At 72.5% G+C, this 15,651-nt stretch carries 15 protein-coding genes and 1 pseudogene; 3 read left to right on the plus strand and 13 right to left on the minus strand.

The genetic code is table 11. The features are described 5' to 3' along the window. Window positions 1–41: 41 nt before the first annotated feature. From AB0910_RS17050 to AB0910_RS17060, 3 genes are all read right to left on the minus strand, one after another. Window positions 42–1,823: an ABC transporter permease subunit gene (locus AB0910_RS17050; protein ID WP_366745399.1), complete on the minus strand. Its 1,782-nt coding sequence runs from the start codon at window positions 1,821–1,823 to the stop codon at window positions 42–44. Window positions 1,824–2,034: 211 nt separating this feature from the next. Then, window positions 2,035–3,387, minus strand: coding sequence for an extracellular solute-binding protein (locus AB0910_RS17055; RefSeq protein WP_366745400.1), 1,353 nt, complete (start codon window positions 3,385–3,387; stop codon window positions 2,035–2,037). Between the two features lie 92 nt (window positions 3,388–3,479). Continuing rightward, a complete protein-coding gene (locus AB0910_RS17060; RefSeq protein WP_366745401.1) occupies window positions 3,480–4,514 on the minus strand; it encodes a LacI family DNA-binding transcriptional regulator in 1,035 nt (344 codons plus the stop codon). A gap of 173 nt (window positions 4,515–4,687) precedes the next feature. On the opposite strand from AB0910_RS17060, the gene AB0910_RS17065 reads away from it, so the two are divergent. Further along, on the plus strand, window positions 4,688–6,376 hold the full coding sequence (locus AB0910_RS17065; RefSeq protein ID WP_366745402.1) for a GAF domain-containing protein: 1,689 nt from the start codon (window positions 4,688–4,690) through the stop codon (window positions 6,374–6,376). Between the two features lie 12 nt (window positions 6,377–6,388). Here AB0910_RS17065 and AB0910_RS17070 read toward each other — a convergent pair whose 3' ends face one another. The 5 genes from AB0910_RS17070 to AB0910_RS17090 all read right to left on the minus strand — a co-directional run bounded on the left by AB0910_RS17070 (window position 6,389) and on the right by AB0910_RS17090 (window position 9,714). Further along, a complete protein-coding gene (locus AB0910_RS17070) occupies window positions 6,389–7,099 on the minus strand; it encodes a response regulator transcription factor (protein ID WP_366745403.1) in 711 nt (236 codons plus the stop codon). 110 nt (window positions 7,100–7,209) lie between these two features. After that, window positions 7,210–8,076 (minus strand): universal stress protein, encoded by an 867-nt coding sequence (locus AB0910_RS17075; protein WP_366745404.1) that lies wholly within the window; start codon window positions 8,074–8,076, stop codon window positions 7,210–7,212. A gap of 37 nt (window positions 8,077–8,113) precedes the next feature. Continuing rightward, window positions 8,114–8,587, minus strand: a complete 474-nt coding sequence (locus AB0910_RS17080; protein ID WP_366745405.1) for a universal stress protein — start codon at window positions 8,585–8,587, stop codon at window positions 8,114–8,116. An 84-nt stretch (window positions 8,588–8,671) separates the two neighbouring features. Further along, complete coding sequence (locus AB0910_RS17085) at window positions 8,672–8,914, minus strand: DUF397 domain-containing protein (RefSeq protein ID WP_366745406.1); 243 nt, start codon at window positions 8,912–8,914, stop codon at window positions 8,672–8,674. Beyond that, on the minus strand, window positions 8,911–9,714 hold the full coding sequence (locus tag AB0910_RS17090) for a helix-turn-helix transcriptional regulator (protein WP_366745407.1): 804 nt from the start codon (window positions 9,712–9,714) through the stop codon (window positions 8,911–8,913). The genes AB0910_RS17085 and AB0910_RS17090 overlap by 4 nt, the downstream gene beginning before the upstream one ends. Window positions 9,715–9,864: 150 nt before the next feature. Here AB0910_RS17090 and AB0910_RS17095 point away from each other — a divergent pair, with 150 nt between their 5' ends. After that, entirely contained in the window at window positions 9,865–10,251 is a 387-nt protein-coding gene (locus AB0910_RS17095; protein WP_366745457.1) for an ATP-binding protein, read from the plus strand. Between the two features lie 234 nt (window positions 10,252–10,485). Here AB0910_RS17095 and AB0910_RS17100 read toward each other — a convergent pair. The 4 genes and pseudogenes from AB0910_RS17100 to AB0910_RS17115 form a co-directional block, all read right to left on the minus strand. Next, window positions 10,486–10,923, minus strand: a pseudogene (locus tag AB0910_RS17100) (protein kinase); the annotation flags it as partial. Window positions 10,924–11,061: 138 nt separating this feature from the next. Beyond that, window positions 11,062–11,481: a DUF3592 domain-containing protein gene (locus tag AB0910_RS17105; protein ID WP_366745408.1), complete on the minus strand. Its 420-nt coding sequence runs from the start codon at window positions 11,479–11,481 to the stop codon at window positions 11,062–11,064. Window positions 11,482–11,548: 67 nt separating this feature from the next. Further along, window positions 11,549–12,016, minus strand: coding sequence for a hypothetical protein (locus AB0910_RS17110; protein WP_366745409.1), 468 nt, complete (start codon window positions 12,014–12,016; stop codon window positions 11,549–11,551). 233 nt (window positions 12,017–12,249) lie between these two features. Then, window positions 12,250–12,867 carry a TetR/AcrR family transcriptional regulator gene (locus AB0910_RS17115; RefSeq protein WP_366745410.1) on the minus strand — a complete coding sequence of 206 codons (618 nt, stop codon included), beginning with the start codon at window positions 12,865–12,867 and terminating at the stop codon, window positions 12,250–12,252. Between the two features lie 109 nt (window positions 12,868–12,976). On the opposite strand from AB0910_RS17115, the gene AB0910_RS17120 reads away from it, so the two are divergent. Next, a complete protein-coding gene (locus tag AB0910_RS17120) occupies window positions 12,977–14,527 on the plus strand; it encodes an FAD-dependent oxidoreductase (RefSeq protein ID WP_366745411.1) in 1,551 nt (516 codons plus the stop codon). Between the two features lie 314 nt (window positions 14,528–14,841). Here AB0910_RS17120 and AB0910_RS17125 read toward each other — a convergent pair whose 3' ends face one another. Continuing rightward, complete coding sequence (locus AB0910_RS17125; protein ID WP_366745412.1) at window positions 14,842–15,528, minus strand: response regulator transcription factor; 687 nt, start codon at window positions 15,526–15,528, stop codon at window positions 14,842–14,844. Window positions 15,529–15,651: the final 123 nt, after the last annotated feature.

Raw genomic sequence — 15,651 nt, forward strand, 5'->3', positions numbered from 1 at the left:
TGCATGGGTGCGTGGCGCCAGGGGGACGGGGTCTCGGGGGCCTACTTCATCGCGCCCGCCGTCACCCCCCGGGTGAGCGTCCGCTGGAAGAGGAGGAAGAAGAGGAGGGTGGGGAGCAGCGACAGCAGCGACCCCGCGTTGAGTTCGGTGATGTCGATGGTGTTCTGGCCCTTGAGCGTGGACAGCGCGATGGGCACGGTCTGCGAGCCGGGGTCGGTGAGCATCACCATGGGGATGTAGAACTCGTTCCACGTCCAGATGAAGAAGAAGACCAGCAGCACGCTGAGGGTGGGCCGCATCGCGGGCAGCACGATCCGCCACAGGATGCGGAAGCGGCCCGCGCCGTCCAGGGCCGCCGCCTCAAGCACGGAGCGCGGGAACGTCGAGAGCAGCGACGACAGCAGATAGGTGCCGTACGCGCCCTGGAGCACGGTGAAGACGATCACCACGGACCAGATGGTGTTGCGCAGGCCGAGCGCCTGGGCGCCGCTGAACAGCGGGTAGAGCAGCGCCTCTTGGGGCAGCATCGTGGCGAACAGCAGGACGCCGGTGATCGCGGTCCTGCCCCGGATGCGGCCGATCCCGATGGCGTACGCGGCCAGCAGGCCCACGGCGACGCCGAAGACCGCGACGAGCCCCGAGATCAGGACCGAGTTGACGAGCGCCGCGGGGTAGTCGACGTCGGCGATGTACTTGGACCAGGCGCTGAAGGAGAGCGAGGTGGGCCAGGAGAGCGGCCCTCCCCGCGCGTAACCCGCCTCGGTCTTCACCGAGTTGAGGATCAGCAGCAGGAACGGCGAGGCGACGAGCAGCGCCGCGAGCGACATCGCGGCGAGCACGAACCAGCGGGCGGGGCCCTGCCCGCGCCCGGCGCGGAAGCGCTCGGACCTGAACCGGTGCGGCCTGGGGCGCGGCGCCCGTCCTGCCGCGCGCGGCGGCGCGGCCTGGGCGGCGCCAGGGGTGACGGGGGCGGTCATGCTTCGTCCCTTCGCGCTGCGCTGCCAGGCGAGCAGCAGCGTCGCCACCACCAGGATGAGCACGCTCATCACGGTCGCGATGGCGGCGCCGTAGCCGACCCGGGAGTACTCGAAGAAGTTGAGGTAGGAGTAGTACGAGGGCACGTACGTGGAGTTCTGCGGCCCGCCCTGCGTGAGGATGAGGACCGGCGCGAACACCTTCAGCGCGCCGACGGTCGCGGTGAGCACGACGACGAAGACCTCGGGGCGTATCTGCGGCAGCGTGACGGCGAAGAACCGCCGCCACCAGCCCGCGCCGTCCACCTCCGCGGCCTCGTGGAGCTCGGGGTCGAGCCGCTGGAGCGCGGCCATGAAGATCAGCACCGGGTAGCCGGTCTGGAGCCAGACGAGCACCAGCATCACGGAGTAGACGGCGATGTGCGGGTCGCCGAGCCAGTCCGGGGTGTCGTGCGCGCCGAGCGCGCGCAGCACGGCGTTGACCGCGCCGTCGCGCTGGGCGAGTATCCAGCTCCACAGCACGCCCGCGACGGCGATGGGCAGGATCTGCGGCAGGTAGAAGGTGGCGCGCAGCACGCTGACCACGCGGTCGCCGAAGCGCCGCCCGAGGTAGTCGAACAGCACGGCGGCGATGACGAGCCCGATGACGGTGGGCACGACGACGACCGCGACGACCATGTAGACGCTGTTCTCGAAGGAGCGCCAGAAGGTCGCGTCGGTGAACAGCTCGCGGTAGTTGCCGAGGCCGACGAAGTGCATCGGGGCGGCGCCGCCGAGCCAGGAGAACAGGCTGGTGACGACGTTGGCGACGAACGGCGCGAGCACGATGCCCGCGAAGCCGACCGCCATGGGCACGACGTACCACCAGTAGCCACAAGGCCCGCGGCGCCGCCGGGGCCGGGGCCGCGGGGGCGGCGCTGCGGTGTCGGGGAGGGTTGCCACGGTGGTTCTCCTGGGGTGGGGCGTGTGAGGTGGGTGGGGCGTGGGGACGGGCAGAGCCCGGGTACGGACGGGGTGGCGGCGCAGGTACAAGCGGGTGCGGTACACGGGCCGGGCCGGGTCAGCGCCCGAGCCGCGCCCGCCCGTCGTCGTAGAAGGCCTGGAGCTCGCGGTCGAAGCGGCTCGCGGAGACGTCCCCGCTCGCCAGGCCCTGGAGCCGGCTCTCCAGGAATTCGAGGAGCCCGGTGACCGGGTAGTCGGGGAAGTACGCGAAGGCGTCGCGCTTCTTCAGCGCGTCGAACTGCGCCGTGAAGCGCCGGGTGCGGGGGTCGGTGATGGCGGCCGGGTCGGAGCGCAGCGGCAGCCCGCCCTCGCGGCCCACGGTGTCCTGCGCGGGCTTGGCGAGCACGTCGCTGATGAAGTCGTACGCGAGGTCTTTGTGGCGCGCCCGCGCGGGGACGCTGAGCAGCTGGCCCGTGAGGCCCTCGGTGAGCTGCGCGCCGGGGAAGGCGAAGGTGCCCCAGTCGAAGTCGGCGCTCCGGCCCACGGTGGAGAACACCGGGGAGTTGTCGGCCATGAGGGGGTACTTGCCGGCGAGGAACGCGGTCTCCATCTGGTTCTGCGTGAGTCCGCCGAGCTTCGTGCCGAGGTGTCCGGCGCGCAGCCAGCGCACCAGTTCGCGGCTGGCCGTGGACCAGGGCGGCGCGGTGAAGTCGGTGCGGCCGCGCAGGAAGAGGTAGTCGTCGACCTGCCGGCGGTCGGCGTGCGCGACGACGAACTGGTACCAGAGCTGGAGCAGGCCGAACTCGCCCGCGTTGCTGGAGACCGGCACCTGGCCCTTGGCCGTGAAGGCGCGCAGCGCGCTCATCAGCGAGGCGGCGTCGTGCGGTACGGGGACCCCGGCCTTCGCGAACAGGTCCTTGTTGTAGAAGAAGGTGAACTGCTGACCCGAGGTGGGGATGCCGAACCACCGGCCGGAGCCGGCGATGCCGTCCTTGTCGTAGCGGGCGAGGTTCTGCATCGAGCCGGTGACGACGTCGTCCCAGCCGCGGGCGCCCACCTGCGGGGTGAGATCGGTGAGCAGGCCCTGCGCGGCGAGCTGCCCGCCGTCCGAGCTGCCCTTGTTGATCTCCATGACGTCCGGTACGTCGTCGCCGGTGAGCAGCATCTTGGCGTTCCTGCGGATGGAGTCGAAGCCCTGGGTGACGACCTCGACCCGGATGCCGGGGTGGTCGCGCTCGAAGGCGCGCACCGCGGTGAGGAACCCGTCGTACGCGGCCGAGCCCTTGGTCTCGAACTGCCAGACGGTCAGCGTGTGGTCGTCCCCGCCGCGGCCGAGCCCGAGACTGCCGCGCAGGTCGCTGCCGACGCCGCCGCAGCCGCCGAGCGTGAGGGCGGCGAGCGCGGTCAGCGCGGTGGCGAGGGCGCCGTGCCGCAGGGTGCGCCGGCGGGACGCGGTGCGCCTGGTGAACATCGTTGTTCCTCGTTCCTCTTGCATGGACCGGGGTGGTACGGGCCGGGTGGTACGGCCGCTCCGGTACGGGCCGGGCTGGTACGGGCCGGGGCTCAGCGCCCGCCCCGCGGCGGCGCCACCGAGTCGCGTTCGACCAGCGGACAGGGCATGAGATGGCCCTCGGGCGGCTCGTCGGCCGCCGCGCCCGTGATGCGCCGCAGCGCGCGGTGCGCCGCCCACGCGCCCATCGCGCCGTGCGGCAGCTGCACGGTCGTGAGCCCGGGGCTGAGCGCGTCGGCCACGTACTCCTGGTTGTCGAAGCCGACGACGGAGAGGTCGCGCGGCACGTCGAGCCCGCGGGCGCGCGCCGCCTGGTAGAAGCCCATGGCGATCTGGTCGCCGAAGCAGAAGACGGCGGTGGGCCGGTCGGGCCGGTCGAGCAGGCGCCCGGCCGGGGCGTCGGCGGCCCGGGTGTCGGCGTCCTCGGCCTCGACGACGAGCGTCGGGTCGAGCGTGAGGCCCGCGGCGCGCAGCGCCTCCTCGTACCCCTGGCGTCTGAGCCGCGCGGCGACGGGGTACGACGGCACGGTGCAGAACCCGATCCGCCGGTGTCCCGCAGCCACCAGCCGCGCGACCCCGGCGCGCGCCCCCGCGGCCTCGTCGGGCACGACGAAGTCGGCGCGGCTCGCCGGGTCGGAGGGGCGCCCGTCGAGGACGACGACGGGCACGCTGCGGGGCACCTCGGGCAGGTCCACGAGGCGGTGGTACGTGGTGGCGAAGACCAGCGCCTCGATGTTGCGCTGGAGCAGGGAGCGCACGGCGGGCCGCTGGAGCTCGTCGTTGCCCGCGGTGTCGATGAGCAGCAGGAGGTAGCCCTCGTCCCAGGCGGCCTGCTGGGCGCCTGCCAGCATGTGGCCGGAGAACGGGACGGTCGCGACGCGGTCGGAGACCAGGCCGATGGTGTGGGTCTGCCCCTTCTTGAGGCTGCGGGCGAGCTGGTTGGGCACATAGCCGAGCTCGCTCGCGGTGCGGCGGATCCGGGCCGCGGTGTCCGCGTTGACGCGCCCCTCGTCGCGGTCGTTGAGCACGAGGGAGACGGTGGAGATGGACACACCGACATGGCCTGCTATGTCGCGGAGTGTGAGCATGTCGTACCGTTTCGCTCGGTCAATCCTTGGACGGGTGGCGTCAAACGATTGATGACGGTAGGAACGTCAAACGTTTTGACGCAAGGGGTCGTACGCGACGGGTTACCGTGGGCGGCCGGACGGCGGTTCCGCGACCGCCGCGGGCGATGCGCGGACGGTGGGACGGTGGGACGGTGAGCGCAGTCAGACGCCGTGCGGACGACGGCCCCGGAAGCGACCCCGGGGGCGGCCCCGGCGGCCGCGCCGCGCCGCAGCCGAGCCAGGAGCTGCTCGACGCGGTGCTCGCCGTCGGCCAGGGCCTCGAACTGCCCCGCGTGCTGCACCGGATCGTCGAGGCGGCCGTGGACCTCGTGGACGCGGAGTACGGCGCGCTCGGCGTCATCGGCGAGGACCAGCGGCTCTCCGAGTTCGTGCCCGTGGGCCTCACCGCCGGGCAGTACGAGGCGATCGGGCCGCTCCCCGAGGGCCACGGGCTGCTCGGCGAGCTGATCCGCCACCCGCGCACCCTGCGCCTCAGCGATCTCGCCGACCACCCGTCGGCGACGGGCTTCCCGCCGCACCACCCGCCGATGCGCTCGTTCCTCGGCGTGCCGGTCAAGGTGCGCGAGGAGGTCTTCGGCAACCTCTACCTCACCGAGAAGCGCGGCCCCGGCGGCTTCACCGAGGAGGACGAGACCCTGCTCTCGACGCTCGCGGACGCCGCGGGCATCGCCATCGACAACGCCAGGCTCTACGAGCGCAGCCGCTCCCAGCGCAGCTGGATGGAGGCGAACGCGGAGATCGTCGCCGAGCTGCTCTCGGGCGCCGACGACACCGCCGTGCTCGGGCTGATGCTGGAGCGCGCGCGGACCGTCCTCGACGCGGACCTCGGGGCGGTGGCCCTGCCGGTCGCGGACTCCGACGACCTCCATGTGGCGCTGGCCTCCGGGCTCGACGCGGACGAGCACCGGGGGCTCGTGCTGCCGGTGCGCGGCTCCTTCATGGGCGCGGCGGTCGGCGCCTCGGCCCCGGTGACGAGCACCGACGTGCGGCACGACGCGAGGGTCACCGAGGGCCCGCCCCGCTGGGCGGGTCTCGGCCCCGCCGTCGCGGTCCCGCTGGGCACGGGCGACTCGCCGCGCGGGGTGATCCTGCTGGCCCGCAGGGCGCGCAGGGCGGCCTTCACCCGGCTGGAGACCGAGCCGCTGATGGCGTTCGCCGGGCAGGCGACGCTGGCGATGGAGCTGGCGGAGCGGCGCAGGGAGGCGGAGCAGCTCGCGCTGCTGCGTGACCGCGACCGCATCGCGCGGGACCTGCACGACCTCGCGATCCAGCGGCTGTTCGCGACGGGCATGACCGTGCAGAGCGCGCTGCGCTTCGTCGACCACCCGGAGGCGGCCGACCGCCTGGTGCGGGCCGTGGACGACCTGGACGAGACCGTCAAGATCATCCGTTCCACCATCTTCAGCCTGCGCTCGCGCGACCCGGCGCGCCGCACGGGCCTGCGGGCCCGCACGGTCGCCCTGGTCGAGCAGGCCGCCGCGCCCCTCGGCTTCCGCCCCTCGCTGCGCATGGAGGGCCTGATCGACACCGACGTGGCGGGCCGGGTCGCGGACGAGGCCGTCGCCGTCCTGGGCGAGGCGCTGACCAATGTGGCCCGGCACGCGCACGCCTCCTCCGTCGACCTCTCCCTGGTCGTACGCGCGGGCACGCTCACCCTCACCGTCAGGGACGACGGCGTCGGCATCGGGGGCGGGGGCCACCGCGGCGGGCTGCGCAATCTCGCGGAGCGCGCGGAGGAGCTGCACGGCGAGCTGGCCGTGGACACCGGGCAGGGAAAGGGGACCTGCCTGGTCTGGCGGGTGCCGGCGAGGCCGCAGTAGCGGGCCCCGCGGCTACGCCCGCTTCTCGACCCGCGTGGCGAGCATCGCGGCCTGGATGCGCCGCTCGACGCCGAGCTTGGCGAGCAGCCGGGAGATGTTGTTCTTGACGGTCTTCTCCGAGAGGAAGAGCCGCTTGCCGATCTGCGCGTTCGTCAGGCCCTCGCCGACCAGGTCGAGGATCTCCCGCTCCCTGGGCGTCAGCGAGGCGAGCGCGTCGGGCTCCGCCTGCGCCCCCTGGCCCTCCCCGCGCAGGCTGCTCATCAGCCGGGCCGTGGTCGACGGGTCGAGCATCGACTTGCCCGAGGCGACGGTGCGGACGGCAGAGAGCAGGTCGGAGCCCTTGATGTCCTTGAGCACATAGCCCGCGGCCCCCGCCATGATCGCGTCGAGGAGCGCGTCGTCGTCGTCGAACGAGGTCAGCATCAGGCAGGCGAGGTCCGGCATCTTCGAGCGCAGCTCGCGGCAGACGGAGACGCCGTCGCCGTCCGGCAGCCGCACGTCGAGCACGGCCACGTCGGGCCGGAGCGCGGGCCCCCTGCCGAGGGCCTCCGCCATCGTGGTGGCCTCGCCGACCACCCGCAGGTCGTCCTCGGCGTCCAGCAGGTCGCGCAGGCCCCGCCTGACGACCTCGTGGTCGTCGAGCAGGAACACCCGCACGGGCTCCTCCCGTGCCGTGCCCGGCCCCTCGGGCCTCCGGCAACCGCTCGTGTCACGCTGCTCCATCGTCGGCCTCCTGCCGCAGGGTGCGCGGACCCCGCGCGCCGCCTCCATCGTGCGTCCTGGCCCGCGGGGCCCGCCAGGGCCGTACGGGCCCACCGGCGGGACCGTACCGATCAGGCGTGCGGTACGACGACGACCGGGCACGTGGCGTGGTGCAGCACCCCGTGGTCGACGGCACCCAGGTGCGGCCCGGGGCCGCGCGCCCTGACGCGGCGGCCGATCACGCACAGCGAGGCGCCGCGCGCCGCCTCAAGGACGGCAGGGGCGGCGTGTCCTGGCTCGGCGACCGGGCGCACGTCGATGTCCGGGTTCTTGCCGCGCCACGGGCCGAGCGCGTCGAGCAGCCGCTCGTAGCGCTCGGCGAACAGGTCGGGCATCGTCGCCGCGAGGCTCTCGCCCGGCGCGATGCCGTAGGGCGCGGGCACGGGGTAGGCGTGCACCACGGTCAGGCCGCAGTCCCGCAGGCGCGCCGCCTCGAAGGCGTACGCGAAGAGGGCGTCCGTGCCGTGGTCGAGGTCGACGCCGAGCACCACGTCCCGCGGGTCGGAGCCGTCGGGCGCGGGCGAGTCGGCCCGTACGAGCGCGACCGGGCACGGCGCGGCCGCCACCACGCTCAGGGCCACGGACCCGACGAGGAAGCCGGCGACCGCGCCGAGCCCGCGCGAGCCGAGCACCAGCAGGTCCGCGTCGCGGGCCGCGGCGAGCAGGACATCGGCCGCCGGGCCCGGCTGCTGCTCGGCACGCACGTCGAGGCCGGGGAAGCGGGCCTCCGCACGGCGCACGGCCTCCCGCAGCACGCTCTGCCCCAAGGCCCGCCTGCCGTCGGCGGTCTGCGGCGAGGCGTGCGGGCCGGGCGCCGCCGACCATACGTGCACGACGCGCAGCGCCTGCCGCCGCACGACCGCCTCGCCCGCCGCCCACTCCACCGCGGACAGGCTCTCCTGGGACCCGTCGACGCCGACCGTCACGGAGCGCGCCATGATCCGTCCACCTCCTGGGTTCTCCGGGGCCCGCCCGTCACTCCGAGGCGTGCGGGACCTTGCCGCGGATGATCACGACGGGGCACTCGGCGTGCGAGGCGCAGTGCTGGCCGACGGAGCCGAGCAGCGCGCCCGTGAATCCGCCGTGGCCGCGGCTGCCCACGACCAGCAGCTCGGCGCCGCGCGACGCCTCGATCAGCACGCTCGCCGCGTTGCCGAACTGCACGGATGTACTGACCTCGACGCCCGCGCGCGACCCGACGGCGTCCTCGACTGCCTCGTCGAGCGTCTGCTTGGCCCACTCCTCGAACTGCCCGTTCATGACGCCGGTGCTCCAGCCCGTCACCGGGAACTCCCAGGTGATGATGGCCTCGACCACTCCCCCAGTGATCTTCGCCTGGGCCACGGCCCATTTCAGGGCCTCTTTCGAGGAATCCGAACCGTCGACGCCGACGACAACACGGTGATCCTGCGGTGACGTGCTCACCTGCTCCACCTCCTGGCTGGCCATGCCTCCAGGGTGGCCGGGGAGGGTGCGCGCGCGGGAGGGCCGGTCGGCCCCCCGAAGGGGGCCGCTCGGGCCGCGCCGCGTCGCTCAGCCGCGCCGCGCGAAGGCCACGAACTCCGCCCACGAGGCCGCGCGCAGGGCGAGCTGCCCGCCGTCCGCTCGCTTCGAGTCGCGGACGTGCACGACGCCGGGGCAGGCTGCGACCTCGACGCACTCGCCACCGCCCGTGCTGCTGTACGTCGACTTGCGCCAGTCGAGGGCGACTTCGACACAGTCACCACCCTCTGTGTTGCTGTACGACGACTTGAACCAGGTCAGGTCGGTGTTCATAGCTCCTCCGCCAACTTGCCGATGAAACGAGCCGACTCCTCTGGGCTGAGAGCCTGCCGGAGGATCATGGCATGGCGCTGCGTGGCGACCGACACTTTGTCCGGATCGGCATACAAGACGCCCGACAGCTGTCCCTCCTGATAGGCGAGATGGTCGTGTTCGGGCGTCTCCAGCAGCACCAAGGGCCCACTCAGCCCCGGGTTTGCAGTACCCGCAGGCAGTACTTGGATCGTCACATTGCGACGCTCCCCGGCTTCGAGAAGGTGCAGCAACTGCCGGTTGTGCACGTCCCGAGGCACGACCGGGTTCCGGAACACCCCCTCCGCGATGACGAAACTGTACGATCGGACGGCATTGCCGAGCAGACTCTGCCGCTCCAATCGCCCGGCGACCCGCACCTGAATCGTCTCGTCGTCAAGCGGTGGCCAGTGGGCCTTGAGCAGCGCGAAGGCCATCTCATCGGTCTGCAAGAGCCCGGGGAACAGCAGCGGCTGGTACGAGGACACGGCGATGGCCTCGGCCTCGTAGCGGACGAAGTCCTCCGCATACGAGACGTACTTCTCCGGCTGCAAATACTCCTGCGCAGCCAGAAGTAACCCACCCGCGCCGAACAACTCGTCCGCGACACGCAGCAGATGCAGCGTGGGGCGGCGGCGCCCTGTTTCCATCGACTTGACGTACTCGTACGAGCAGTTCGCCTCCGCGGCGAGTTTGTCGCGGGTCATGCCGGTGCGTTCGCGCCAGCGCTTGATCTGGTTGCCGCAGTACCGCCATGCCATGGGCGGCGGGGCGTTCTCCATGGGTACAACCACCCTCCGTACACAGGTCGTGACTGCTCCAGTCTGGCGTATTTCGGCAGCCTGCGGCTCATGAATCACGAGGTCGAGTGGCACTTCAACCGTAGTCCGCGCAGCGTGGCGCGCGCCCGGTCGTTGCTCTCCGTACAGGCGATGGAATGGAAAATCCCGGGCGAAATGGCCGAAACGTCAGTGCTGTTGTTGAGCGAACTGGTCACCAACGCCCTACGGCACGCCGGTTGTGCGCCGGGGCGCGAGATCTGGACCCGTGTGCTTCTGGACGGGCCGGTGGAGGGCGGGGGGCGGTTGCGCGTGGAAGTGTCGGACGCGTGCGACGCGCTGCCCCTCGTACGGCATCCGGCCTCGGACGAGGAGACGGGCCGCGGCCTCGCCCTCGTGGAGGCGCTCGCGCACCGCTGGGGCGCGGAGCCGCGCGCGTGCGGCATCGGAAAGACGGTGTGGTTCGAGCTCGCCCCCGTGCCGGGACGGCCGGACGATTTCGCCGGGGCAATGCCTGCGGGGTCGCAGCCGGCGCCATAACGTCATCTGCGGGTCCAGGTCGGGCCGAAACGCCGCCCTCACCCCCGTCAGGAGGGAGATCACGCCTCCTGCGCTCAGCGCCACGATCAGGGAGATGATCAGCATCGCGTGGCGCCCGCGCCGGGGAGAGGCGGGTTCCGCATCCGGGGGTGGGTCACGAGGGGGCGCAGGCTCCGGGGGCGTGCCGGCCCAACTGGGCGGCCAGGGGGGGGCGGGCAGCCACGGCTCCTTCGAGCCGGCGTCGATGACCATGGGCCCGTCGAGGGTGACCAGGACATTGGACGGCTTGAGATCACGGTGGACGAGCCCGGTGCCGTGGATGTCCCGCAGGGCATGGGCGAGGCCGGCGGCGAGCGCGTGTACCGAGCGCTCCGGCAGGGGGCCGTGGTCGCGCCCGACGACCTGCCGGAGGCTGGGACCTGCGACATAGCCGGTGGCGACCCACGGCACGGCGGCCTCCGTGTCCGCGTCGAGCACCGGCGCCGTCCAGCGTCCGCCGACCCGCCGCGCCGCCTCCACCTCGTACCTGAACCGCGCCCGGAACTCCTCCTGCACGGCCAGTTCCTCGCGCACCAGCTTGACGGCGACCGTACGCCCCCGCTCCGAGCGGGCGAGGTAGACGTCGCCCATGCCGCCCGTGCCCAGCCGCCCCAGTAGTCGGTACCCGCCGATCCGCCCCGGCTCTGTGGCCCCGAGCCCCTCATGTCGCGCCGCCCTCCCTGTACGTGAGTCCGCGTGAACGACACAGCGAGACTGCTGCGGCACGTTCGCGCCGCAGCGTGAACAGGACCACGGTTCAGCGCCCACTGGTCAACGGCCGTGCGGGGTCCCCGAGCCGGTCCAGATCCCCGAATACACGAAAAACCCGACAAGGAACAGCCAGACCCCGCCAAAGAGAATGAACCCGACTTTGAGAAAGTTCTTCCCGGTGCGATCGATTCGCGCGACATCCGGTTCGGCGGGAGAGTACCGCACGGGCAATTCGCCACCCACGGGAAGTTTCCCGATTCCCGACGATCGGGAGTGGAATGTGTGCGGGACACCCCACGCATCGACGAATTCGACCACTGCGAAGGAGGCGCTGCTGCCACCTGGAATGGAACGGCTGTCGTGACGGACCACTAATCCCCTGACACGCCTCCCGTCGCGTGTGAGGCGGCGCTGGACGAAAGCCTCGTGGATTCCGCTGCAGAAAATGATGAAACCGACTGCCATCTCTATCAAAGACACCGCTGTCTCCCTACCCGTGCCGTGGACAGTTCTTCGGAGAGCTCATGTCGCAGGAGCGGAGGGTGCGTCACCCACGGGCGGGTCGCCGAGGGGTGATCTTCAGGTTGTCGACGTGCCAGACGCCCATCCCCTTGGAGGTCAGCGTGCAGGTGTAGCGCTTGCGCACCTTGACGCCGGGGGATTTGTGGTCGTAGGCGACACCGGTGACCCGGTACTGCCTGGTGTCGCTGTCGACCGTGGTCGTCGCGTGGCCGTCCTCGTGCTCGGCGGGGAATTCGGCTTCCAGAGGCGACGCGAACTTGCCGCTGACGACGAACTCGCAGAATTCCTCGGCATCCGAGTCGGTCGCTCCGCCACCGCTCCCGCCTCCGCTGCCGGTGGCGCTGCTGCTCGCACTCCTGCCTCCGCCGTCGCTTCCGTCCCTGCCGCTGCTTTTGCTGCTGCTTTTTCCGCTGCACGCGGTGAGTGCGGTGAGCGCGGTGATGAGCAGAAGCACACCGAGGCCGATCGTGACCTTACGCACAGGATCCTCCAAGACGTAGAGGCTGCCGAGGTTCCATCATTGGCGATCACGGGTGTGCGAGGAAAGCGCTATGACGTTCCCGTGACATGCCTGTACCTCCGGTGTGGCCGAAGCGCGCAGAACAGGCCGTGGGACGTTATCGGAAAAGACTTCGCAGCTCGGTGGGCCGGACGAATCGATGTATGAAAATGAGCCATGTCCCATCCGGCTCGACGCGGCAGCCGGGGAGCCGCGCCGCCCCGGTCTCAGCGCAGGGCCGCGGCGCGCACCAGGGGCAGGAAGAGTTCGTCGACGATCTGCCGCAGGCGGTCGGGGGGCGGCGGCTCCAGGTCCATCAGCAGGTCGTGGCGTACCAGGTCGAACGGCAGGTCGAGCACCGCGGCGGGGATCCGGTCCAGGTCGATCTCCCCGCGCTCGTGGGCGCGCCGGTACAGGGCGCGCCCGTGCGGCAGCAGCTGGTCGCCCATGACCCGCTCGCGCACCTGCGCGGGGGTCAGATCGGCCTCGCCCACCGCGAGTCCCGCGAAGGAGGCGGCGGCCGCGATGGCGAAGAGGGCGGCGCGCGCCTCACCCACGGCCGCCAGATAGCCGAGGAGGTCGCCGCGGAGGGAGCCGGTGTCGGTGGGCTCGACCGGGTGGACGCCGCGGTAGTGCTCGATCGCCGCGAGCACGAGCTCGTCCTTGTTGGCCCAGCGGCGGTAGAGCACGGCCTCGCTTGTGGCGGCGCGCACGGCCACCGACTCCATGGTCAGGCGGGCGTAGCCGGCCTCGACCAGCTCGTCCCACGCGGCGCCGAGCAGCGCGGACTCCAGCTCCTTGCCGCGCCTGCGGCGGCGCACGGGCTCTGACGCGTCGCTCTCCACATCCCCCACCGTAGAAAGGTTTGCCTTTCTTATCAACCCGCGCCTACGCTGATTGGAAAGCAATTCCTCTCTTGTGCGACGGGCGACGAGGCAACGAGGTGACGAGGCGATGACCGGAACGACACAGACGCCACAGGCCGGAAGGACGCCGCGGGCGCGGCGCGCCCCGGCGGTGCTGATCGTCGGCGCGGGCCCGACCGGGCTGACGCTCGCCTGCGAACTCGCCCGCAGAGACGTGCCGTTCCGGCTGGTCGAGGCCGCGCGGGGCCCGCAGCCGGGGTCGCGCGGCAAGGGCGTGCAGCCGCGCTCGCTCGAAGTCTTCGACGACCTCGGCATCGTCGAGCGCGTCCTCGCGCACGGCCGGATGGCGATGCCGGTCCGCTCCACAGGACCGGACGGGCGGGTGACGCTCGGCGGCACCGAGACGCTCGGGGACCGCCCCGACATCCCGTACCCGGCGAGCCTGATCACGCCCGAGTGGCGGATCGAGGAGGCACTGCGGCTGCGCCTGGCCGAGCTGGGCGGCGAGGTCGAGTTCTCCACCGCGCTCGGCACCTTCGAGCAGTCGGACGAGTCCGTGACCGCAACGCTCGTCAGGGACGGCGGGACCGAGACGGTCACCGCGCGGTGGCTCGTCGGCTGCGACGGCGGCCACAGCACCGTGCGCAAGCAGGCCGGGATCGCCTTCGAGGGCGAGACCCGCGAGGAGGTGCGGATGCTCGTCGCCGACGTGGCGGTCGAGGGGCTCGCGTCCGACGCCTGGCACATGTGGCGGCACGCGGAGGGCTTCGCGGCCCTCTGCCCGCTGCCGTCGACCGGGGCCTTCCAGTACCAGGCGTCCATCGCCCCCGGCCAGGACGCGGACCTCGGCCTCGCCAACCTTCAGACGACCCTCGACCGGCGCACCGGCCACGCGGGCATCCGGCTCCACGAGCCGACCTGGTCGTCGCTGTGGCGCGCCAACGTGCGCCTCGCCGACCGCTACCGCGCGGGCCGGGTCTTCCTCGCGGGCGACGCCGCGCACATCCACTCGCCCGCGGGCGGGCAGGGCATGAACACCGGCATCCAGGACGCCCACAACCTCGGCTGGAAGCTCGCGGCCGTCGCCGAGGGCGCGCCGCCCGCGCTGCTCGACACCTACGACGCCGAGCGGCGGCCGGTCGCCGCAGGCGTGCTCGCGCTCTCCGACGCGCGCCTGCGGCAGGTCGTCGAGGACCAGGGCCTGCCCGTACGCCGCGACGCGAGCACCGCGCAGCTCGGCATCGGCTACCGCGGCTCGGCCCTGGCGTGGGACGACCGCGACGAGGACGCGCCGCTGCGCGCCGGCGACCGCGCGCCGGACGCCACCGGCCTCGCCACGGTCGACGGCGAGCGCAGGCTGTTCGACCTGACGCGCGGCGGCCGGCTCACCCTGCTCGCCTTCGGCCCTGCGCCCGCCGCGCCCGGCGCCAGGATCCTGCGCGTCGTGGCACACCCGGCCGCCCCTGGCGAACTCGCCGACACCGCGGGCCACCTGGCCCGCGCCTACGGCGCGACCGACCGCACCCTCGCGCTCATCCGCCCCGACGGCTACCTCGCCCTGCTCTCCGAAACCGACGCCGCGCCCGCGCTCCCCGCCGCGCTCGCCGCGCTGACGGGGACGGCCGGTCCGCGCCCCTGACAGGGGCCTCCCGGTCTGCAACGATCGGCGGGACCGTACGGAGTCGGCGGTGGAGGGGACATGACCATTCTGGTGCTGATCGGCGTGCTGGTACTGGTACTCGGCGGGTGCGGGTGCGTGGTGTGGGCGGCGCGCGGCGGGCCGCGCTTCGCCCGCGCCGTGGCGATGGTGACGCTCGCGTCGGGCGAGGCGGTCCGCCGCTCCGGCGTGAACCGCAGGCGGGACACGAACGGGTCCGACAGCTCCGCCGACTGGGCGGTGTCGCGGTGTCACCGGTCACGGGCGCGCGACCGGCGGGCGGCGGGCGGCGGGGCTCAGACCAGGCGGCGTGCCGTCGCCCAGCGGGTCAGCTCGTGGCGGTTGGAGAGCTGGAGCTTGCGCAGGACCGCGGAGACATGGGACTCGACGGTCTTCACCGAGATGAACAGCTGCTTCGCGATCTCCTTGTACGCGTAGCCGCGGGCGATCAGGCGCAGCACCTCGCGCTCGCGCTGGGTGAGGCGGTCGAGGTCCTCGTCGACCGGGGGCGCGTCGGTGGAGGCGAAGGCGTCGAGCACGAAGCCCGCGAGGCGCGGCGAGAAGACGGCGTCGCCCTCCTGGACGCGGAAGATCGAGTCCACCAGGTCGGTACCGGTGATCGTCTTCGTCACATAGCCGCGCGCGCCGCCCCTGATGACGCCGATGACGTCCTCGGCCGCGTCGGACACGGACAGCGCGAGGAAGCGCACGGGGTCGTCGGACGCGGCCATCAGCGGCGCGCAGCGGCGCAGCACCTCGACGCCGCCGCCGCCCGGCAGGTGGACGTCGAGGAGGACGACCTCGGGGCGGGTCGCCGCGATGACCGTGACGGCCTGGTCCACGTCGGCGGCCTCGCCCACCACCTCGACGCCGGTCTCCTCGGTACGCCCGATCTCCGCCTGCACGCCCGTCCGGAACATCCGGTGGTCGTCCACCAGCACGACCCGCGCACGGCGTCCCTGCGGTGTCCCGTCGCTACTCATGTCCGTCCGTCCATTCCTCGATGGTGTGGTGCGTGCCTCGGTGGTGTGGTGCGTGACTTCTCGGGCGTGCGGCCCGCGGGCCGTCCCGTACGGGCCGACCGTACGGGCCCGGACCACGGGCGG

Origin of the sequence: Streptomyces sp. NPDC047002, assembly GCF_040704505.1 — a bacterium.
GTDB lineage: Bacteria > Actinomycetota > Actinomycetes > Streptomycetales > Streptomycetaceae > Streptomyces.